Raw genomic sequence first — 20771 nt, forward strand, 5'->3', positions numbered from 1 at the left:
GGCCGTGACCGCTGACACCACCGAGCCGGAGGAGTACGCCGCCGGCCGCGCCGAGCGGCGGCGCGAGCAGCGGGGCTGGTACTTCTACGACTTCGCGTGCTCGGTGTACTCGACGAGCGTCATCACCGTGTTCCTCGGCCCGTACCTGACGTCGGTGGCGCGGGCCGCGGCCGACGCCGAGGGATACGTGCATCCGCTGGGCATCCCGGTGCGGGCGGGCTCGCTCTTCGCGTACGCCGTGTCGGCCTCGCTCGTGGTCGCGATCCTGGTGATGCCACTGGCCGGCGCGGTCGCGGACCGTACGGGCCGGAAGAAGCCGCTGCTCGCGGCGGCGGCCTATCTGGGGGCGACCGCGACGGCCGGGATGTTCTTCCTGGCGGGCGAGCGGTATCTGCTGGGCACGTTCCTGCTGATCGTGGCGAACGCCTCCCTCTCGGTCTCGATGGTGCTCTACAACGCGTATCTGCCGCAGATCGCGGAGCCGGACGAGCGGGACGCGGTCTCCTCGCGCGGGTGGGCCTTCGGCTACACGTCCGGCGCGCTGGTCCTCGTCCTGAACCTGGTCCTGTACTCGGGCCACGACTCCTTCGGCCTGACGGAGGGGGAGGCGGTCCGGATCTGTCTGGCCTCGGCCGGCGTGTGGTGGGGTGCGTTCACCGTCGTGCCGCTGCGCCGGCTGCGCGACCGCCAGGTCCGCGCGGAGGGGGCCGGGCGGGGCGGTGAGGGCGTGGTCGGCAGCGGCTGGCGCCAGTTGCGGGCGACGCTGAAGGACATGCGCCGGCATCCGCTGACGCTCTCCTTCCTCCTCGCGTACCTGGTCTACAACGACGGCGTGCAGACGGTGATCTCGCAGGCCTCCGTGTACGGCTCGGAGGAACTGGACCTGGACCAGACGACGCTCATCACGGCGGTCCTGCTGGTCCAGGTGCTCGCGGTGGCGGGTGCCCTGGGCATGGGGCGACTCGCCCGGGAGTACGGCGCCAAGCGGACGATTCTGGGCTCCCTGGCGGTCTGGACGCTGATCCTGGTGGCCGGCTACCTCCTGCCGGCCGGCTCGCCGGTGTTCTTCTACTGTCTGGCGGCCGCGATCGGCCTGGTCCTGGGCGGCAGCCAGGCCCTGTCGCGATCGCTGTTCTCGCACCTGGTGCCGCGCGGCAAGGAGGCGGAGTACTTCTCGGCGTACGAGATGAGCGACCGGGGGCTGAGCTGGCTGGGCCCGCTCGTCTTCGGTCTCGCGTATCAGCTGACCGGAAGCTACCGGGATGCCATCATCTCCCTGGTGATCTTCTTCGTCGCGGGCTCCGTCCTGCTCGCCAGGGTCCCGATCCGGCGTGCGGTGGAAGCCGCGGGGAACCCGATACCGGAGCGTATTTAGACGTGGCGCCGAAAGGGCGGTAGTGTACGCGTTTGGCCTGCCAGGCGGACCGTTACTGCGTGCTGCTTTGGTGAAGACACCGGGTCACGTCTGCCGCCAGATGTGACAAAACGGGCACTGGTGGGTACAACAAGGGGCGGCACGACGGGCGACGCATGACCCGGCACGGGAATCTTTACCGCCGACCGGACGTTGACCGGATAACGACGACAGCGACACCTGTCCTGTGGGCGACAAGCCCGGGAGGCACGATTCATGAGTGAGCGAGCTCTTCGCGGCACGCGCCTCGTGGTGACGAGCTACGAGACCGACCGCGGCATCGATCTGGCCCCGCGCCAGGCGGTGGAGTACGCATGCGAGAAGGGACATCGTTTTGAGATGCCCTTCTCGGTCGAGGCGGAGATTCCGCCGGAGTGGGAGTGCAAGGTCTGCGGAATCCAGGCACTCCTGGTGGACGGGGACGGACCTGAGGAGAAGAAGGGCAAGCCTGCGCGTACGCACTGGGACATGCTCATGGAGCGGCGAACCCGCGAGGAGCTGGAGGAGGTCCTCGCCGAAAGGCTGGCCGTCCTGCGCTCCGGCGCCATGAACATCGCCGTGCATCCGCGCGACAGCCGCAAGTCCGCCTAACGGACCGCCGCACAACAGCACAACGCCGCGGGGCCCGGTACACATCGTGTACCGGGCCCCGCGGCGTTCCCCCGTGCCCGCACGCCCCCTCGGGAACCGCCTGCGCCCGCCCTCGGGAGCCCCGGGGGCGGGCGCAGGCGTGGAATCAGGCGGGGGATCAGGGCGTCAGCGGCCGGCGGGGCCCCTCGGGGCCGCCAGGGCCCTGGGGCGCGTCCTCGCGGATGACCTCACCCTGGACCACCTTCCCGTCCGGGCGGTGGATACGGGCCTGCTGGAAGGCGTCCTGGAGGCTGCCGGACGGCACGCCGCCCATCCGGCGCTCGACGGCCTTCTCCGCGTACCGCCCGAGGAGCGAGCGGACCTGCGGGATCAGCAGGAGCAGACCGGCCGCGTCCGTGAGCAGGCCGGGGAGCATCAGGAGCAGGCCGCCGAGCATCAGGAAGCCGTTGCGGTCGTCCGCGCCGGCCCGGTCGGCGGGCGGGGGCGCCGCCCCGGCCCGCGCGGCCGCCTGGGCCTGCTGGAAGGTCGAGGTGAGGTTGCGGAAGGCACGGCGGCCCGCCCGCTTGACGACGACGGCGCCGAGCACGGCACCGCCGACGAGCAGGGCGAAGACGGTCAGTCCGCCCGCCGCGTCCGCCACCACCATGAGCAGCCAGATCTCCAGGACCAGCCAGGCGGCGACGCCGAGCGGAAGGAACGTACGCGCGCGTGAGCGCTTGGGGGCGAGGGGAGGCGGTGCGCCGGTCGTCATGGACCCCAGTGTGCCTGGAGCCCCGCCGGAACGTCGTAAAGGAAGGATCCGGGCGGGAGGGTCAGGGCGAGGGCCGGTAAGGAAGCCGGACGACGCTCAGGAGGCCTTGCGGCCGAGCAGCTTCCCGACCTTCTCCGCCCGCGCCGTCAGGCCCCAGCCGGTGACCCGCCACAGCGCCTCGACGACGATGTTGCGGCTCATCTTCGAGTCGCCGACCTCGCGCTCCACGAAGGTGATCGGGACCTCGACGACGTGGAAGCCGGCGGCGACCGCGCGGCGCGCCAGGTCGACCTGGAAGCAGTAGCCGGCCGAGGCCACGTCGTCCAGCCCCAGGCCCTCCAGGGTCTCCTTGCGGAACGCCCGGTAGCCGCCGGTGACGTCGCGGATCGGCACGTCGAGCATCACGCGCGAGTAGAGGCTGCCGCCCCGGGAGATGAACTCGCGGGACTTCGGCCAGTTCACGATCCGGCCGCCCGGCACCCAGCGGGAGCCGAGGACCAGGTCCGCGCCCTTGAGGGCGGTGAGCAGCCGCGGGAGCTCCTCGGGCTGGTGGGAGCCGTCGGCGTCCATCTCGACGAGGACGCCGTAGCCGTGCTCGATGCCCCAGCGGAAGCCGGCGAGGTAGGCGGCGCCGAGCCCTTCCTTGCCCTTGCGGTGCAGGACGTGCACGTGGTCGTCCTCGGACGCGATCTCGTCCGCGAACTTGCCCGTGCCGTCAGGGCTGTTGTCGTCGGCGACGAGAACATGCGCCTCGGGTACGGCTTCCCGGACCCGCGCGACGATCGGCTTGATGTTCTCCGCCTCGTTGTAGGTCGGAATGATCACCAAGGCCTTGCCGAGCGGGCCGTAACGCCTCTGGCCACCGTCGTTCACTACTGCCCCTTCGGATACATACGCAGGCCCCCACCATAGCGAGGTCCCCGGGGTGCTCCGGCGCGGCGGGTCGGGTGGGACGGGTGACGTGGCGGCCCTCGCGGGGCGCGGCCCGCGGGTGACGTGCGGTGCGGGGCCCGGCGTCCTTCGGTCCGACCTGGGATCCGCTGGCTGCGGGTCGACCGAGAGCCGTTGTCTACTGAACGTCCGGGCCCCACCCGGGTCGCACCTTCCGCCGGAGAAACCTTCCCTCGCGGCCGAGGCGCGGGCGGCGTTCGGCTATGGCGTGGGGGTGCGGTCCGGTCGGACGTCCTGTGGTGGACGCGGAGAACCTACCCGCCCCCGCCCGGCGACTGTCAACACCCGTTTGACCTGGGCAGATGACACAAAAGGCCAGGCCGGAGGGGAAGATCCGCAGGTCGGGGACAAACGTGCGGAGCGGTGATCCGGGGTGCGAAATGTCCCCACATCACTCGTTCGGCCGTACGAACACCGTCTGCCCGTGCACCACCGTCCGGAGGCAGGCGGGGAGCTCGGCGCCGGGCGACAGATCGGGCAGACCGGGCGTTCCGGAGCGCGGGTCGGTGGACCAGCGGGCGACCCGGTCGTCGGGCGCCTGGACGACGAGTTCCTCGGTGCGCCAGACCGCGTAGTCGGCGGGGGCGCCGGGGACCAGGGTCCCCGCGTCGTCCCGGCCCACGGCCCGCCAGCCGCCCCGGGTGTGGGCGGTGAAGGCGGCGCGGGCGGAGATCCGGTGCTCGGGGGTCCGGTGGAAGGCGGCGGCCCGGACGGTGCCCCAGGGGTCGAGCGGGGTGACCGGGCTGTCGGAACCGAAGGCCAGCGGCACACCGGCGCGCAGCAGCGCGGCGTACGGGTTGAGGGTGCGGGCCCGCTCGGCGCCGAGCCGGTCGGCGTACATGCCCTCCTCGCCGCCCCAGAAAGCGTCGAAGGCGGGCTGGACGGAGGCGGTGAGCCCCAGCTCGGCGAAGGCGGCGATCGTCTCGGGGGTGAGCATCTCGACGTGCTCGACGCGGTGCCGGGCGGCCCGGATCCGGGCCAGGCCGAGCTTCTCGGCCGCGGCCCTGACGCCCTCGACGACCGCGGTCACCGCCGCGTCGCCGATGGCGTGGAAGCCGGCCTGGAGGCCCGCCTCGGTGCAGGCGACGACGTGCAGGGCGATGGCGGCCGCGTCCAGGTGGGCCGAGCCGCGGTGCCCGGCGTGGTCGGCGTACGGCTCGTGGAGGCAGGCCGTGTGGGAGCCGAGGGAGCCGTCGGCGAAGAGGTCGCCGGCCGCGCCGAGGGCGCCCAGGGCCCGCGCCCGCTCGATGTCGAGATCGGCCCAGTAGCCGACGACCCGGGGCCCGGCCTCCTCGCGCGCCAGGTCCAGGAGGCCGGTGAAGTCCTCCTCGGAGGAGATCCGCGGTCCGCCGCACTCGTGCAGGGTGCCGATGCCGAGGGAGGCGGCCTTCTGCCGGGCGGCGCGCTGGGCCTCGGTGCGCTGGCGCGGCGACACGGCGCCGAACGCGGCCGCGCGCACGGCGTGGTGGGCGTCGCCGGTCAGCGGCCGCTGTCCGTCGTGGAAGCCGTCCAGGTCACGGACGCCGGGCACGAGGTCCAGGAGGGCGGTGGTGACCACGGCCGAGTGGACGTCGATCCGGGTCAGGTAGAGCGGACGGCCGCCGGTGAGCTCGTCGAGCTCGGCGCGGGTGAGCGGCCGGCGCTCGGGCCAGCGCGAGGCGTCCCAGCCGTGGCCGATGAGGATGCGGTCCTCGGGGCGGGCGGCGGCGTGGGCCCGGATCAGGCCGGCGGCCTCGGCGAGCGAGGCGGCGGACGAGAGGTCGAGTCCGGTGAGGGCGAAGCCGGTGGCCGTGGTGTGCACGTGCGCGTCGACGAACGCCGGGGTGACGAGCGCGCCCTCCAGGTCGACGACCTCGTCCACGCCGGATGCGAAGGCGTCGGCGGCGCCCTCCGAGCCCACCCAGGCGACGTGACCGCGCTCCACCACCATGGCGGTGGCGAAGGGGTCGGCGGGACTGTGGACTTCTCCACCGCGCAGCAGCACGGTGCGGTGTTCGCCGGGAGACGAAGGAGGCGTGGACTCACTCATGCGACAAGGCTAGGACCTGCCGGGACCCGGTTTGTCCGGCAGGTCCCTCCTCGCGGGCCGCGCGGGTCAGATGCGCGGCGGCCTGGCCTCGTACGGCGTGGACAGGACGACGGTCGTGCGGCTGGAGACGCCCGCCTGGGAGCGGATGCGGCTGAGCAGGTGCTCCAGCTCCAGCGGGGTGGCGACCCGGACCTTGAGGATGTAGTTCTCCTCGCCCGCGACGCTGTGGCAGGCCTCGATCTCCGGGATGTCGGCGAGCCGGTCGGGGGTGTCGTCGGGGGCGCTGGGGTCGAAGGGTTTGACCGAGATGAACGCGGTGAGCGGCAGGCCCACGGCCTCCGGGTCCACGACGGCGGCGTAGCCGCGGATGACACCGCGCTGCTCCAGGCGGCGGACGCGCTGATGCACCGCCGACGTGGACAGGCCGGTGGCCTTGCCCAGGTCGGTGTAGCTCATGCGCCCGTCCTTGACGAGCAATTCCACGATCTGACGATCCAGCTCCTCCATGCGGTGACCCTATTGCTCCGCGCGGACCGCGGCACCGCCGGGGGCGGCCCGTATGGGCCGCTATGGGCGGTCACGGGGCACCTGCGACGGGCATGTGACGAACGCCACAGGTTTGGGCCGGGCCTGGGGCGCCGCCTCACGGTTATGCACGGGCTCGTATGGGAAGTGCTTGCTGTGGTCGGGGCCGCACAGATCCGGCCGACCCAGCCGAGGGGGAGATCCCAATGCAGGAGCCTGTTGATTCGGTCGACACGTCCGACGAGCTCGACGCGTACGACACCTTTGAGATGTTCCGGGTCGTCTGCCCGGAGTGCGTGCAGCCCATCGCGCTGCTCGCGGACGAGGACGCGCTGCCGGAGCACGCGCTCTGCCCGACGCCGTGGAACCCCTTCGTCCTGACGGTCTGCCCGGGCACGGGCCTCGCGGCTTCCGAGGCCCGCCCCGCCGACGACGTCCTGGGGGTCCAGGAGCAGGACACCGCGCTGCTCCTGACGCTCCCCCAGGGGCTCGACTGGCGCACGCAGCCCTTCTCGCACGTCGGCGGTCCGGGCTCGCGTCCGATCCGGGTGCCGCAGATGCGGCGCGCGGCCTGACCTCCTCGGCTACCAGTAGCTCCCCCGCACCATCGCCGCGAGTGAGGCGTGGTGCAGGATCAGGCCGTCCGGATCACCGGGCACCTCGACCTCGCCGAAGTGGGCCTGTCGGTACGCGATCCTGAGCATCACGATCGCGTGCCGCAGCGCCGCGTAGAGCGTGTGGAAGTCCATGTCGCGCGGGGTGTGCCCGGTGAGTTCCGCGTACCGCCGCTCGACCGCGTCGCGCCGCAGGAAGTCCGGGAGTCCCGGCTGCCCGAAGTCTACGGTCAGGTCCTGGAAGAAGCGGTGCAGGTAGACCGTCCAGCCGAGGTCGACCTCGCGGGGGACGTACGCCGCCATCTCCCAGTCCAGGACGGCGGCCGGCGTGAACCCGTCGTAGACGATGTTCCCGATGCGGGCGTCGCCCCAGCCGAGGACGGCGGGGCCCTCGTCGGCCGGCCAGAGCTCCTCGAGGCGCGCGAAGGCCGACTCGATGAGCGGCGAGGGCGCCAGCCCGTCCACCACCCAGGCGTAGTAGGCGCGTTGGGCGTCGACGTGGCGGCGCAGCGGGCTCCCGGTGCCTTCGGGCAGCAGGAACTCCGCCTCCTTCGCGGGGAACTGGTCGTGCAGCCTCGCCAGTACGGAGACCGACTCGGCCTCCAGGAGGGCGCGTTCGGCGTCGGTGGCGGCGTGCAGCCAGCTTCCCTCGTACGTGTAGGGCATGACGTCCGGCGGGACGCGGCCCTCGGCGCGGGCCATCACGAAGAAGGGGGCGCCGAGCGGCTCGGGGTCCTCCTCCAGCCAGAGCACGCGCGGCACGGGAACGTCGGTGTGCTCGCCGACGAGGCGCATCACCCGGTGCTGGCGGGCCATGTCGTAGACGGGGAAGACGGTGTACGCGGCGGGGTCGGCCGCGAGCCGCAGGGCGCAGCCGCGTACGGGGGCGTCCGGGTGGTCGAGGTCGAAGAGCAGGGTCTCGCTGGACATGCCGTTGGAGCCGGGGACGGCGAGGCCGGTGACCCTGGCTCCGGGCAGGTGCCGGCCCAGCCAGGCGGTGAGCCGCCGGCCGAGTTCCTCGGGGTCCCGGGTGGTGGTGCGGGGGCGCGGGGCGGTGGCCAAGGGGCGCTCCTCAGTGGGCGGTCGAGGTGTGGTCGGTGAAGCCGCTGGGGTCGTGACGACCGAAGGAGCCGTGCTCGAAGATTCCGTAGCCGGTGCGGCCGTCGAGGGTGAAGCGGGCGGCGTGGTCGGTGACGCCGTAGGCGGCCATGGGGTGGGCGGCGGGGTCGGAGAGGTCGTAGACGCGGCGGTCGGTCCAGCCGCGGCCCTGCCAGGTCCCGTGCTGCCAGTCGGTGGCGGGCGGGTATCCGGCGCCGACGGCGAGCGGGGAGGAGGCGAGGATCTCGACGCCGATCTCCAGGGGCTTCCCGGCCGGGTCGGTGAGGTGGACGGTGGCGCTTTCGGGGTGGCGGGTGCCCGGACGGTACGTGATGTCGGTGCGGGGCCAGCCGAGTTGGGTGTCGCGGCGGCCGTCGCGGACGAGCAGGGCCTCGTTGAGGGTGCGGTAGCCGTCGGCGTCCTCCTGGGCGATGATCATGAGGAAGCGGTCCTGGAAGCGCATCGGGATCCAGAGCCAGTGGAAGCCCTCGGGGCGGGACTCGGCGGCGCGGCCGGGCTCCTCGCCGGGGATCGGGCGGACGCCCCAGCTGCGGTCGCGGGTGCCGGTCCACTCCCCCGCCGTGACGGTGAACTCCTCGCCGCCGGCCCTGATGGTGCCCGCACAGTGCCCGGCCTGCACGAAGCGGCGGCCTTCGAGGGTGAGCCGCCCGCCGTGACGCTGGGTGTGGTGGGGTTCCCAGACGGCGGGGAAGTCGCCGGTCCAGGCCAGGTCGAAGGAAAGCCCGCCGGGCTCGTCGGGGTCGGCCGCGCAGTGCAGGGAGAGGCGCTCGAGGGGTTCGTCGACGGTGATGGTCAGCGGGCCGACGGAGAGGTTCATGCGGTCGTCGCCCAGGGCGTCGGAGGCGCGGACGGCGTGCAACCGGTCGCCGGTGCGCAGGGTGGCGTAGGCGTCGATGACGCCGGTGTTGGGGTAGACCCCGAGACCCGCGATGAGCAGGGCGCGGCCGGCGTGGTCGAAGACGTGGAAGATGCACCGGTCGTAGGCGTTGCGGTCGCCGCTGACGTGGTGCTTCATCGAGAGCGGTGCCTGGTGCACGGGGTATTCGTCGAGCGCGACGGGCCGGTCGTCGTCCACGGCTGACCTCCTGGTCGTCGGGAAGATCTGACGGTACGTCAGCTGTCACCCGAGGGGCCAGGCCCGTGCACCGGGTACCGGGCGAACTGCCGCTCGAATCCGTTCGGCGGTGACCCCGGCCGCCGGGGCGCGTTGGTCCGGGCATGACCACGCTGTACACCACTCCCAGCGGTTACGGTCGGCATCGGCAGGCCGAACCGCGCGGTGAAGAATCGGTTCCTCACCCGGCTGCTCCGACGCCCGCGGCAGCCCCCGCGCCGGTGGCGGCGCCCGGATTCGTGCCGGTGGCGGCTCCGGTGCCCGTACCGGTCCCCGCCCAGACGCAGACGCACGCACACCCGCCGACGCAGATCATGCCCGCCGCCCCCGCGGACCCGCCCATCTACCGGGACGTGCTCTCGCTCTGGGCCAGCGAGGGCCGCACCCTGCCCGGCCACCGCGACCAGGAGTGGACCCGGCTCGCCGCCGGACCGGTCTGGGCGGACCGCACCGTACGGGTCAGCGGGACTCTGGTCCGACCAGGTGACGGGCGATGACCACGCGCTGGATCTGATTCGTGCCCTCGACGATCTGGAGCATCTTCGCCTCGCGCAGATACCGCTCCACGGGGAAGTCCGCCGTGTAGCCGTACCCGCCGAGCACCTGCACCGCGTCCGTCGTGACCTGCATGGCGGCGTCCGTACAGAAGAGTTTGGCCATCGCCGCGCACCGGCCGAAGGGCCGCCCCTCGTCCCGGAGCCGCGCCGCCTCCAGGTACAGCGCCCGGCCCGCCTCGATCCGGGTCGCCATGTCGGCGAGCAGGAAGCGGAGCCCCTGGAAGTCGGCGATCGGCCGGCCGAACTGACGGCGCTCCCTCGCGTACGCGACGGCCTCGTCCAGGGCCGCCTGGGCGAGCCCCACGGCGCAGGCGGCGATGCCGAGCCGCCCCGAGTCCAGGGCGTCGAGCGCGATCGCGAAGCCCTGCCCCTCGCCGCCGAGCCGGCGGTCGTCGCCGACCCGCACGCCGTCGAAGTGGAGCTGCGCGGTCGGGGAGCCCTTCATGCCCATCTTCCGCTCGGGTGGAGCGGCGCTCAGCCCCGGCGCGTCCCCCGGCACCAGGAAGGCGGTGACGCCGCGCGCGCCAGGGCCGCCGGTGCGGGCCATGACCGTGCAGAAGTCCGCGATGCCGCCGTGGGTGATCCAGGCCTTGGTGCCGTCGACGACCCAGGTGTCACCCTCCCGGACGGCCCGGGTCCGCAGGGCCGCCGCGTCCGATCCTGCGGAGGGCTCGGAGAGGCAGTAGGCGCCCAGGAGACCGCCACCCAGCATCGCGGGCAGGTGCGCGGCCCGCTGCTCCTCGGTGCCGAAGCCGGCGAGCGCGTGGCAGGACAGGCTGTGGACGCTCACCCCGAGCCCGACGGTGAGCCGGGCGGCGGCGAGCTCCTCCAGGACCTGGAGGTAGACCTCGTACGGCTGACCGCCCCCGCCGTACTCGGGGTCGTACGGCAGGCCGAGCAGCCCGGACCGGGAGAGCAGCGTGAACAGCTCGCGGGGGAAGCGGCCGGCGGCCTCCTCCTCGGCGGCGTGCGGGGCGATCTCCCGCCGGGCGATGTCACGCACCAGGGAGAGCAGTTCCCGGGCCTCGTCGGTGGGCAGCCGGCGCTCCACGCCGTCCGCGGTGCTGTCGGCCATGACCGGACGCTCCTCCCTGCCGGGCGCGCGGGGCGCGCGCGGAGTGCCGAGAACGCGGGGAGTATGCCCGCTCCGGAGGGGAGGATCACGCGGTCGCGGGGGATCCACACGGTTGCCGTTGCATCACGCGATCGCAGGGGACCCGCGCGGTTGGCGGTGGATCACGCGATCGCAGGGGGCCAGAGGATCACGAGGCCACCGGGGATCCGCGCGACTGCCGGTGGATCACGCGGCCACTGCGCATCCACACGGCTCCCGGTGGATCACGACCGCGTCACATGAGGCCCGCGCGGGTGACGAGGACGGCGAGCAGGACGACCAGGGTCCAGCCGAGGACGTGCTCCAGGATCTTGGGGCCGTCGTCGCGGGGGCCGCCCGTCCGTGCGCGGGTGAGGAGACGGGAGGAGGCGAGGGAGGTCATGGCGACCACCTTGCGCCAAGGGGGCGGCCCCGGGGTAGAGATGTCCGTCACGTCCCCCGGGGCCGCCGCGCCGCCTCAGAACGCCGCCGAGAGGGTCGGAGGCCTTGCGCGGGGCGGCCGAGGGGCGGTCGGGGCGGGAGGGAGGGCACGCCCCTCCTGTGCCGGACACCACTTCCGTCCGCAGGCGGGGCCCCGGCGTCACTTGCGGCCGACGCCCGCGTACATCGCGACGTCCGGGGCCTCCGTCTCCGGCCGCCACGCGGAGCAGGACACCACCCCGGGTTCCAGCAGCTCCAGGCCGTCGAAGTAGCGCGCGACGGCGGCGGGGGTCCGCTGGGTGAGTTTCGGGGTGCCGTGCTCGTTCCAGAACGCCACCGCCGCGTCGACGTCCGGCATGTCGGGGTGCGTGACCGTGTGGGACAGGACGAGGTGGCTGCCGGGCGCGAGGGCGTCCATGAGCCGGCGGACGATCGCGTACGACTCCTCGTCGTCCTCGACGAAGATGACGACCCCGAGCAGCATCAGCGCGACGGGCTGCGAGAGGTCGAGCGTCTTCGCCGCGGCGGCGAGGATCGTGTCGACGTCCCGCAGATCGGCGTCCAGGTAGTCGGTGGCGCCCTCGGGCGTCCCGACCAGCAGCGCGCGGGCGTGCGCGAGGACGAGCGGGTCGTTGTCCACGTACACGACCCGCGACTCGGGTGCGACGCGCTGGGCGACCTCGTGCGTGTTGTCGGCGCTCGGCAGCCCCGTGCCTATGTCCAGGAACTGCCGGATCCCCTCGTGCTCGGTCAGGTACCGCACCGCCCGCCCGAGGAACAGCCGGTCCGCCTTCGCGTACTCCCCGATCCCGGGATGCAGCGCCCGGATCTGCTCACCGGCCTCCCGGTCGACCGGGTAGTTGTCCTTCCCGCCGGTCCAGTAGTTCCATATTCGGGCGGTGTGCGGCCGGGACGTGTCGATGCTCGATTCGATGTCGGTCACACCGGAAACGTAGCGCAGCGCCCGCGCAACTCCCTTACGCGGATACCTACTTGCGGCGACCGCTGGTCCACCGCGGTCGCAGGGGACCGTCCGGCCCCGCCGGGAACCGCGGGTCAGGCCCGGATGGCCGCGTACGCTCCGAGCCACCCGGACGCCATCCGGTCACCGCGGGTGCAGACGGCCGCGCCACGGCAGCCCGCTGACGCGTCGACCGGATCGGCGGGCGGCAGGAGCAAGGGTGGTCTCCTCGCCGTCGGCGAGGTGCAGGGCGGTGGTCGTACTGTTCCACACACGCGGACGATCACCGCGCGGGCGGGAGGTTGACGCCGGCCGCCACCGTGGAGGCGGCGACCCCGGATCTCCGCCTCGCGGGCGCGGATGGCCTGCTCGGCCTCCCGCTTGTACGGCACTCCCGGTAGTGCAGCCGCACCCCCGCCTCGGTGCACAGCCGCTCCACGGCTTCGGCGCTTCGGCGTCCACGCCGGGGGCCCGGTCCGCCGCCAGGGTGGTCCCGACCCGGCGCTTGCTGCCGCAGAACGCGAGGACGCTGCCGCCGTCCTCGGTGACCTGCCGGGCGGTGCGTACGGCTGCCTCGGTACGGACGGTGACCCGCGCCGCCCAGTCCGCCTCGCCGACCGGGGCCAGGACGGGCAGCTGCCAGGTGAGCCGCGCGGGCCGCCAGGTGGTACGGACCAGGCGGGCGCACAGCCATGCGGCGACCTCGTCCGCGTTGGCGACCCTCGCGGACAGGCCGACGATCCGCCTCCCCACCGCTCCCGAGCCAGGTCGGTGACGGAGATCCCTGCACGCGGGCCTCATCACTGCGCACGTCCCGACTCTGGCACCCGATGATCACCGCGCCCATCCGGTCCGGCCGTGTTCACGCCAGCCCGAGCGACCTCAGCACGCGCTGCCGGCCCGGCGTCGGTTTGTGGGGCCAGTAGAGGTAACAGACCCCGCCCGTACCGCCTCTGACCTTGCCGTTCGCGTCGTACCGTTTTGTCCTCAACCAGATGTTCTCCCACTCGCGTCGGTGGTAGACCCGGCGGACGGCCTCGTTGTTCGGGGAGGCGGGGTCGTTCGCGATGATGTCGCCGGTCGGGGTGAAGCCGATGACGGTCATCAGGTGGCCCGAGGTGCCGTAGCCCGCTCCGGTCAGTTCCTCCTTGCGGAAGGACTGGGACGTTATGGCCGGGATGCCGGCCGCGACCAGGGATTCGAGTTCCGTGAGCGAGCGCAGCCGGGTGACCACGGCGTTCATGTCGGGGTAGGTGGCCGCGTAGGCGGCGTTGAAGGGCCAGTTGCCGCAGCCCTGGTACTGGTGGTCGTAGGTGAAGCGGGCCGCGTGGCAGACCTGGGGGTCGGCGAAGGACGGGTTCACCCAGGCGAGCTGTTCCGGCGTGGGCCGGCGTCCCCAGTACTCGACGATCATCTGGGAGGAGGTCGGGCTGCACCAGGCCTCGCCGCCGTTGTCGTACTCGGGGTACTGGCCGACGTGGATGTTCTGGGAGTAGCGCGGGACGGCCAGCTCGTGGGCGAGGCCCGGTGTGGAGGCCGGGACGGTGAAGCGGTCCGGGATGTCCGAGGCCATGGCGCCGAGCCGCCAGACCGTCGGGGTCAGGTCGCTCCCCGGCGTGCGGTAGAGGGTGAGGCGCAGTCGGTACGAGCTCAGCCGCAGGCCGCTCGCCGCGTCGTCGATCGCGAAGGTGTCGGTCCAGACGGTGCTCCTGCCGTCGGTCTGGTCGTCGACGGAGGTGCGCCGGATGTCACCGTCGCCGGAGGCCCAGCGGCCGAGCACGTACCAGGGGGTGGCGGTGGCGTCCGAGTACGTGCCGGACAGTTCGACCTGGAGCCAGGTGCCGGGTGGTGTGGCGGCGTTCCAGGAGGCGATGACCTCGGTGGCGGGCACGGTGGGGGTGTGGACGGGCGAGGTCCAGCTCGCGTACTCCCAGGCGGAGGTGCGGCCGGTGTGCGGATCGGTGTAGTCGACGCGCCCGGCGGGGGTGGCGAGGACCAGGCCGGGGCGGAGGCCGGCGACCGCCTTCGTACCGGCCGTCGTGCCGCACCTCCAGTCCGTGTACGAGGACCAGAAGCGGTTGTCGACGAGACCGGCGGCGGGGGCGTGGCCCCGCTGGGCGTCGTCGGCGGCGCAGTCGGAGGCGGCGCAGTCGGGGCCGGCCGCGGTGGCGGGGCCGGCCGCGGTCGCTCCCGCGGCGGCCGCGAGCGCCGCGGCGAGGACGGTTCTGCGCGGGGTGGAGCTGGTCATGGGCGGTGACCCCCAGTCGAGAACGGTGGGCGTACGAGAGAGCCGGGGCGTGGGCGTACGACCTCGGCGCCGGTGGACGGGCGGGGCTGCGCGGGCCCACTATCCCGGCTCCCGCCGCGCCTCCGCCAGCACTTCGCCACGCGTCGCCGCACCAATATTGGTCCCTACCACTGGCGGCGGTATCTCGCTGACCTGCGGCGCTTCCCCCTCCCCTACCCTGGGGCCATGAACGACCTCGACCGCGCGGCGCACGCGCTGCTCCGGCTGCCGCCCTCCTGCGGACCGGTCCGGCTGGTCGCGGTCGACGGGCACGCCGGCTCCGGCAAGTCCACCCTCGCGGCCCGTCTCTCCGCCGCGCTCGACGACGCCCCCGTCCTCCACCTCGACGACCTCGCCACCCACGAGGAGCTCTTCGCGTGGACCGGCCGGCTGCGGGAGCAGGTCCTGGAGCCGCTCTCGCGGGGCGAGGCCGCTTCCTACCACCCGTACGACTGGCGGCTGCGGCGCTTCGGGGAGGCGCGGACGCTGCCGTCGGCGCCCGTGGTCCTCGTCGAGGGTGTGGGTGCCGGACGGCGGGAGGTACGGCCGTTCCTGGCGTGGCTGCTGTGGATGGAGCGCGGCGCGGAGGAGTCCTGGCTGCGCGGCCGCCGGCGCGACGGACCGGAGCAGGCATCCTTCTGGGACGGCTGGACCGTGGCGGAGACTCGCCATTTCCGCGAGGACCCCTCCCGGCCCTCCGCCGACACCCTGGTACGGGAGTGCCAGGAGGGGTACGACTGGCTTCCCGGGCCGGCTGTGACACCGGGCGCACACCAGATCATCACGCACGGTGACGGCTTCATGTCCGTGAACTGAGGGGCCGGAAGTCCGCTTCCGCAAGTGCCTCAACTTCGCTTGACCCAAGGGCCGTACAGGTCTTACGTTCTGAATGTGCGGCTTTTCGGAGCCGCCGCGGACACGAAGCCCCCGGTTGTTCCCCCGTGATCGGGGGCTTCGTTCTGCCTCCGGAGCCCTTCTCAGGGCCCCTTCCGCCCCCTCCGGGGCCCCTGACGCTCACCCAGGGTCACCGCTTCCGGATCATGCGCTTCTCCTTAAGCGGGCACCCCCTGCGCAGGTACGATGCCCCAGGTGCGGTCAAATCCCGTCCATGCGATGACGGTTGTGGGGGACCCGATGGACATCGGCACGCAGGGCGCGCAGGCCCCGGCCGAGCTCGCCTGGCTGCGCGGAGTCGACGCCTACACGATGGGCGCGTACCCGCAGGCGGAGGACGAGTTCCGGACGGCGGTACGGATCGACCCCGGGATGGCGGACGCCTGGCTCGGGCTGCACGCCCTCCGGGCCGACACCACGACCGCGCTGCTGCGCATGTACCGCAACCGCGAGCGCTTCGGCGAGCAGCGGACCCGGTACCGGCGCACCCTGAACTCCTGGTACTGGCTGGGCTGGTGGGTGCAGCCGGTCCTCGAGAGCCCGCGCGACCTGCTGCTCGCGCACGCCTCCCACTGGCTCGACGGCCGCCACGTCCCGGAGCTCGACCGGGCTCTCGCGGGCCTCCCCCCGGTCGACACCGATCCGCAGGTGCGCTTCCTGCACGCCTGCCGCGCCTATCTCGTCAAGGACTGGGACCAGCTCGTCCGGCACACCGAGCCCCTCGTCGACGACCCGCTGCTCGGCATCGAGGCCGGCCTCTTCGGCGGCATGGCGCGGGTGCGCCTGGAGATGTACAGCCAGGCCGAGCCGCTCCTGTCGGCCTCCCTGATGCGGTGCCGCAGCGAACAGCCGCAGCGCAAGGAGCTGCGCTACTGGCTGGCGCGGGCCCACGAGGGCACCGGCCGCAGCGCCGCCGCGCTGCCGCTCTACCGGGCCGTGCACCGGATCGACCCGGCGTTCATGGACACGGCGGCGCGGCTCGCGGCGATCACCGAGTACGACGGCTTCGAGGGGTACGACGGGGTGGACGACCCCGCCGGCCTCGCGACGGTCGCGAGGGGCACCCTCGGCGGGGGGCTCGGCCAGGACGCGGTGGACACCGTGCCGGGCGCCGAGCCCGACGCCGGCGGGGTCGGCGACGGGCTGCTGCTCGCGCCCGAACCGGTGCCGCCCGCCGCCCCCGTCCCGCCGCCCGAGACCGTACGGCAGAAGGCCCCGCTTCCCGGCCAGCCGATGCCGCCGCGCTTCACGGCGGGGCCCACCGATCCGGTGCTCCTCGCCGAGGCGCTCGCCGAGCTGGAGGGCATGGTCGGACTCGAACCGGTCAAGCGCCAGGTCAAGGCGCTCTCGGCGCAGCTGGAGATGGCGAGGCTCCGGGCCGGGCAGGGCCTTCCGGTCCAGCCGCCCAAACGCCACTTCGTCTTCTCGGGCCCCTCGGGGACGGGGAAGACCACGGTCGCCCGGATCCTGGGGCGCGTCTTCTACGCCCTCGGGCTGCTCGGCGGCGACCATCTCGTGGAGGCCCAACGAGCCGACCTCGTCGGCGAGTTCCTCGGCCAGACGGCGGTCAAGGCCAACGAGCTGATCGACTCGGCGGTCGGCGGGGTGCTCTTCGTGGACGAGGCGTACGCCCTCTCCAACACCGGCTACAGCAAGGGCGACGCCTACGGCGACGAGGCCCTCCAGGTGCTCCTGAAGCGGGCCGAGGACAACCGCGACCACCTCGTGGTCATCCTGGCCGGCTACCCCGAGGGCATGGACCGGCTGCTCAGCACCAACCCGGGCCTGTCCTCCCGGTTCACCACCCGGGTCGACTTCCCCTCGTACCGCCCACTGGAACTGACCGCCATCGGCGAGGTCCTCGCGGCGGCGAACGGGGACCGCTGGGACGAGGAGTCCCTCGACGAGCTCCGCTCGATCAGCGGGCACGTCGTCGAGCAGGGCTGGATCGACGAGCTCGGCAACGGCCGCTTCCTGCGCACCTTGTACGAGAAGTCCTGCGCCTACCGTGACCTGCGGCTCTCCGGATACCCGACGCCCCCGGGCCGGGAGGACCTCGCCACCCTCCGGCTCGCCGACCTCATGCAGGCGTACGGCGAGGTCCTGTCGGGCCGCGGCCCGGTCGACCGCGGCCCCCAGCAGGAGCCTCCGGGCTACTAGGGGGGTGTCTTGTCGATCAGGCCGGATCAGGGAGCGGCGAGACCGGCACGATCGACGAGACTCCCCCTAGGGCCTGGCCGCCGGGACCCGATGCACGCGGTGCGCCGGGTCGCGGACCTCGCCCACCAGCATCTCCAGGACGTCCTCCAGGGCGACCAGGCCGAGGACCCGGCCCGAGCCGTCCGCGACCTGCGCCAGATGGGTGGCGGCGCGGCGCATCACGGTGAGGGCGTCGTCGAGCGGCAGCTCGGCGCGGAGCGTCGCCATCGGCCGCCACAGCTGCTGCGGCACGGCCCGCTCCCGCTCCTCCAGGTCCAGGACGTCCTTCACGTGCACGAAGCCCATGAAGGTCACCCGGCCCTCGGCGCGGACGGGGAAGCGGGAGAACCCGGTGCGTACGGTCAGCTCCTCGATCTCGCGCGGGGTCACCGACGGAGGGACCGTGACGAGGGAGGCCGGCGCGATGAGGACGTCCGTCACCGGGCGGCTGCCCAGTTCGAGGGCGTCCTCCAGGCGCTCCTGCTCGGCCGGGTCGAGCAGCCCTGCCTGCCCCGCGTCCTCCACGAGGCGGCCGAGCTGGGCGCTGGTGAAGACCGCCTCCACCTCGTCCTTCGGCTCGACGTTGAACGCCCGCAGGACCAGCCGGGCGCAGGCGCCGAGCGCGGCCGTGACCGGTCGGCAGAGCCGGGCGAAGCCGACCAGGCCGGGGGCCAGCCAGAGGGCGGTGCGCTCGGGGTCGGCCATCGCCAGGTTCTTCGGGACCATCTCGCCGATGACGAGGTGGAGGAAGACGACCGCGGCGAGGGCGATGACGTAGCCGAGCGGATGGATCAGCCCCTCCGGGACGCCGATCGTGTGGAAGACCGGTTCGAGGAGGTGGGCGACGGTCGGCTCGGCCACGGCGCCGAGCGTCAGCGAACAGACGGTGATGCCGAACTGGGCGGCGGCCATCATCTGCGGCAGGTTCTCCAGGCCGTACAGGACCCGCTGCGCCCTGGCGCTCCCGAGCGGCTCGATCTGGCTGCGCCGGACGGAGACGAGGGCGAACTCGGCCCCGACGAAGAAGCCGTTGGCGAGGACCAGGAGGACGGCGAAGAGGAGTTGCAGGGTGCTCATCGGACCGCCTCCGCCGGGACGGGCGCGGAGGGAGGCGCCGGGGAGGCCGACGAGCCGACCGGCTCACGATCCGGGACCGGCGACCCGACCGCGTCACGGTCCAGGGCGGACGACCCGCCCAGGTCCGACCCCGGCGTGCCGGGCGGTTCCGCGTCCGGGGCCGTGCGGACGATCCGTACGCGCTCGGCGCGGTAGCGGTCGACCTGGCGGACCGAGAGCCGCCAGCCGGGGAGCTCGGCCCGGTCCCCGGGGGCGGGGATGCGGCCGAGGAGGTCCGCGACGAGTCCGGCGACGGTCTCGTACGGCCCGTCGGGCACGTCGAGGCCTATCCGGCGCAGGGTGTGGACCCGGCAGGAGCCGTCGGCCTCCCAGGCGGGACGGCCGTCCTCGGCGGGCGCGGCGGCGAGCTCCGGCCGCCCGTCGGCGGCGGTGTCGTGCTCGTCGCGGACCTCGCCGACGAGTTCCTCGACGATGTCCTCCAGGGTGACCACGCCGGCCGTGCCGCCGTACTCGTCGACGACCACCGCGATCGGCTGCTCACGGCGCAGCCGCTCCAGGAGCGTCTGGGCGGGCAGCGTCTCGGGGACGAGGAGCGGCGGAACCGCGATCCGTCCGGCGGGGGTGCGCAGGCGGGCGTGCGGGGCGACGGCGAGCGCGTCCTTGAGGTGGACCATGCCGACGATCTCGTCGATGCGGTCGCGGTAGACCGGGAAGCGCGAGAGGCCGGTGGCCCGGGTGAGGTTGACGACGTCGGCCGCGGTGGCGTCCCACTGGAGGGCGCTCACCTTCACGCGCGGGGTCATGAGCTGCTCGGCGGTCAGGCCGCCGAGGGTCATGGTCCGTACGAAGAGGTCGGCGGTGTCCTGTTCGAGCGCGCCCGCCTGGGCGGAGTGCCGGGCGAGCGAGACGAGCTCACCGGGGGTGCGGACCGAGTCCAGCTCGTCGGTGGGCTCGACGCCCAGGAGCCGTACGAGGCTGTTCGCGACCCGGTTCAGGAGGGAGATCACCGGCCGGAACACGGCGGAGAAGCGGCGCTGCGGGGTGGCCACGAAGCGGGCGACCTGAAGCGGCCGGGAGACCGCCCAGTTCTTCGGCACGAGCTCGCCGACCACCATCTGGACGGCGGAGGCGAGCAGCATGCCGATCACCACCGAGATACCGGAGACGGCCCCTTCGGGCAGTCCGGTCGCGGTGAGCGGCCCGTGCAGCAGCCCGGCGAGCGCGGGCTCGGCGAGCATGCCCACGACGAGCGAGGTGATCGTGATGCCGAGCTGGGTGCCGGAGAGCTGGAAGGAGAGCTCGCGCAGCGCCGTGACGACGGTGCGGGCACGCCGGTCGCCGGCGGCCGCGGCCCGTTCGGCCTCGGCGCGCTCGACGGTCACGAGCCCGAACTCGGCGGCCACGAAGAAGCCGTTGGCGAGGATGAGGACGAAGGCCGCGACGAGCAGCAGAAGGGAGATGATCATGCCGCCGCCTCCTGGGAGGGGGCGGCGAGGGTACTACCGGACGATCCGTCCATTGCTGGAGGGAGTCACTCCTCGGGTCGAAGGGTGGTCTCGCGGGCCGCGGCGGCGGCCCTGCACATGCGAGACGGCGGTGCCACTCGGCACCACCGTCTCCAGAGTAATCATGGGAGCGCCCCGAGGGGCAGGGGGTCGGCCCCGGATGGGGGACGGCCCCGGCGGTTCAGGCCTGCTCGGCGCCCGTACCGCGGCTGTCGACGAGGGCACGCAGGGCGCGGGCGTCGCGGATCGCCGCTTCCCTGGCGATGCCGGGCTGGATGCCGAGCGCGGGCAGGCTCGTGCCGTCGCTCAGGTCGAGGAAGACCCAGGCGTCGCCGGGACGGAGGTTGACCTTGACGATCTCCGCCCAGGCGAGCCGCCGGGTCCTGGTGATGTTGACGACGGTGACGCCGTCCTCGTCGGCCACGACCTTGGGGCGGCTCAGCAGGATGAGGACGCCGAAGAGCAGCGCGGCCGTGAAGTAGAAGCTGACGCGCTCCCCCGGCCCCAGCCGCTCCAGCATCAGCGCGACGGTGACGATGACGGCGAACATCACGGCGCCCACGGTCAGCAGGACCGCCCGGGTGCGAACGGGGCGGAAGGTGACCGGCAGGGCGGGCGGTGTCGACTGGGACATCGGGGGTTCCTCGGT

At 73.2% G+C, this 20771-nt stretch carries 19 protein-coding genes; 6 read left to right on the top strand and 13 right to left on the bottom strand.

Annotated features, from left to right (window positions below):
* The first annotated feature begins 4 nt into the window (after positions 1-4).
* Positions 5-1375, top strand: coding sequence for an MFS transporter (locus ACZ51I_RS24975; protein WP_468879750.1), 1371 nt, complete (start codon positions 5-7; stop codon positions 1373-1375).
* A 255-nt stretch (positions 1376-1630) separates the two neighbouring features.
* Positions 1631-2005 (top strand): RNA polymerase-binding protein RbpA, encoded by a 375-nt coding sequence (locus tag ACZ51I_RS24980; protein WP_015032218.1) that lies wholly within the window; start codon positions 1631-1633, stop codon positions 2003-2005.
* Between the two features lie 157 nt (positions 2006-2162).
* On the opposite strand, the gene fxsA is transcribed toward ACZ51I_RS24980, so the two are convergent.
* The 4 genes from fxsA to ACZ51I_RS25000 form a co-directional block, all read right to left on the bottom strand.
* Positions 2163-2756 (bottom strand): FxsA family membrane protein, encoded by a 594-nt coding sequence (gene fxsA / locus ACZ51I_RS24985; protein WP_468879754.1) that lies wholly within the window; start codon positions 2754-2756, stop codon positions 2163-2165.
* Positions 2757-2852: 96 nt separating this feature from the next.
* The gene (locus tag ACZ51I_RS24990) at positions 2853-3629 is read right to left on the bottom strand and encodes a polyprenol monophosphomannose synthase (RefSeq protein ID WP_468879756.1); all 777 of its coding nucleotides are present in this window, start codon (positions 3627-3629) and stop codon (positions 2853-2855) included.
* A 469-nt stretch (positions 3630-4098) separates the two neighbouring features.
* Positions 4099-5736 carry an amidohydrolase gene (locus ACZ51I_RS24995; RefSeq protein ID WP_468879759.1) on the bottom strand — a complete coding sequence of 546 codons (1638 nt, stop codon included), beginning with the start codon at positions 5734-5736 and terminating at the stop codon, positions 4099-4101.
* Positions 5737-5802: 66 nt separating this feature from the next.
* A complete protein-coding gene (locus tag ACZ51I_RS25000) occupies positions 5803-6243 on the bottom strand; it encodes an Lrp/AsnC family transcriptional regulator (protein ID WP_024760806.1) in 441 nt (146 codons plus the stop codon).
* Between the two features lie 224 nt (positions 6244-6467).
* Here ACZ51I_RS25000 and ACZ51I_RS25005 point away from each other — a divergent pair, with 224 nt between their 5' ends.
* Complete coding sequence (locus ACZ51I_RS25005) at positions 6468-6836, top strand: hypothetical protein (RefSeq protein ID WP_352021751.1); 369 nt, start codon at positions 6468-6470, stop codon at positions 6834-6836.
* A 9-nt stretch (positions 6837-6845) separates the two neighbouring features.
* On the opposite strand, the gene ACZ51I_RS25010 is transcribed toward ACZ51I_RS25005, so the two are convergent.
* Both ACZ51I_RS25010 and ACZ51I_RS25015 read right to left on the bottom strand, forming a co-directional pair.
* Positions 6846-7937, bottom strand: a complete 1092-nt coding sequence (locus tag ACZ51I_RS25010; RefSeq protein WP_468879762.1) for a phosphotransferase family protein — start codon at positions 7935-7937, stop codon at positions 6846-6848.
* A gap of 10 nt (positions 7938-7947) precedes the next feature.
* A complete protein-coding gene (locus ACZ51I_RS25015) occupies positions 7948-9009 on the bottom strand; it encodes an Rv3169 family protein (protein WP_468880524.1) in 1062 nt (353 codons plus the stop codon).
* Positions 9010-9329: 320 nt separating this feature from the next.
* On the opposite strand from ACZ51I_RS25015, the gene ACZ51I_RS25020 reads away from it, so the two are divergent.
* Positions 9330-9605: a hypothetical protein gene (locus ACZ51I_RS25020; protein ID WP_468879765.1), complete on the top strand. Its 276-nt coding sequence runs from the start codon at positions 9330-9332 to the stop codon at positions 9603-9605.
* Here the strand turns inward: ACZ51I_RS25020 and ACZ51I_RS25025 are convergent.
* The 4 genes from ACZ51I_RS25025 to ACZ51I_RS25040 all read right to left on the bottom strand — a co-directional run bounded on the left by ACZ51I_RS25025 (position 9568) and on the right by ACZ51I_RS25040 (position 14408).
* Positions 9568-10740, bottom strand: a complete 1173-nt coding sequence (locus tag ACZ51I_RS25025) for an acyl-CoA dehydrogenase family protein (protein ID WP_468879768.1) — start codon at positions 10738-10740, stop codon at positions 9568-9570. The genes ACZ51I_RS25020 and ACZ51I_RS25025 overlap by 38 nt on opposite strands.
* A gap of 274 nt (positions 10741-11014) precedes the next feature.
* On the bottom strand, positions 11015-11161 hold the full coding sequence (locus tag ACZ51I_RS25030) for an SCO1431 family membrane protein (protein WP_468879771.1): 147 nt from the start codon (positions 11159-11161) through the stop codon (positions 11015-11017).
* Between the two features lie 198 nt (positions 11162-11359).
* Positions 11360-12142 (bottom strand): SAM-dependent methyltransferase, encoded by a 783-nt coding sequence (locus ACZ51I_RS25035; protein WP_468879774.1) that lies wholly within the window; start codon positions 12140-12142, stop codon positions 11360-11362.
* 880 nt (positions 12143-13022) lie between these two features.
* A complete protein-coding gene (locus tag ACZ51I_RS25040) occupies positions 13023-14408 on the bottom strand; it encodes a peptidase C39 family protein (RefSeq protein WP_468879777.1) in 1386 nt (461 codons plus the stop codon).
* Between the two features lie 225 nt (positions 14409-14633).
* Here ACZ51I_RS25040 and ACZ51I_RS25045 point away from each other — a divergent pair, with 225 nt between their 5' ends.
* Together ACZ51I_RS25045 and ACZ51I_RS25050 are read left to right on the top strand one after the other, a co-directional pair.
* Entirely contained in the window at positions 14634-15263 is a 630-nt protein-coding gene (locus ACZ51I_RS25045) for a uridine kinase family protein (protein WP_468879780.1), read from the top strand.
* A 318-nt stretch (positions 15264-15581) separates the two neighbouring features.
* Complete coding sequence (locus ACZ51I_RS25050) at positions 15582-17501, top strand: AAA family ATPase (RefSeq protein WP_468880526.1); 1920 nt, start codon at positions 15582-15584, stop codon at positions 17499-17501.
* A gap of 66 nt (positions 17502-17567) precedes the next feature.
* Here the strand turns inward: ACZ51I_RS25050 and ACZ51I_RS25055 are convergent, their stop codons facing one another.
* The 3 genes from ACZ51I_RS25055 to ACZ51I_RS25065 all read right to left on the bottom strand — a co-directional run bounded on the left by ACZ51I_RS25055 (position 17568) and on the right by ACZ51I_RS25065 (position 20756).
* Positions 17568-18617, bottom strand: coding sequence for a hemolysin family protein (locus ACZ51I_RS25055; protein WP_468879783.1), 1050 nt, complete (start codon positions 18615-18617; stop codon positions 17568-17570).
* Complete coding sequence (locus ACZ51I_RS25060) at positions 18614-20083, bottom strand: hemolysin family protein (RefSeq protein ID WP_468879785.1); 1470 nt, start codon at positions 20081-20083, stop codon at positions 18614-18616. The genes ACZ51I_RS25055 and ACZ51I_RS25060 overlap by 4 nt, the downstream gene beginning before the upstream one ends.
* A gap of 220 nt (positions 20084-20303) precedes the next feature.
* Positions 20304-20756, bottom strand: coding sequence for a PH domain-containing protein (locus tag ACZ51I_RS25065; RefSeq protein ID WP_468879788.1), 453 nt, complete (start codon positions 20754-20756; stop codon positions 20304-20306).
* Between the last annotated feature and the right edge of the window lie 15 nt (positions 20757-20771).

It is taken from the genome of Streptomyces sp. NPDC034084 (assembly GCF_055575535.1).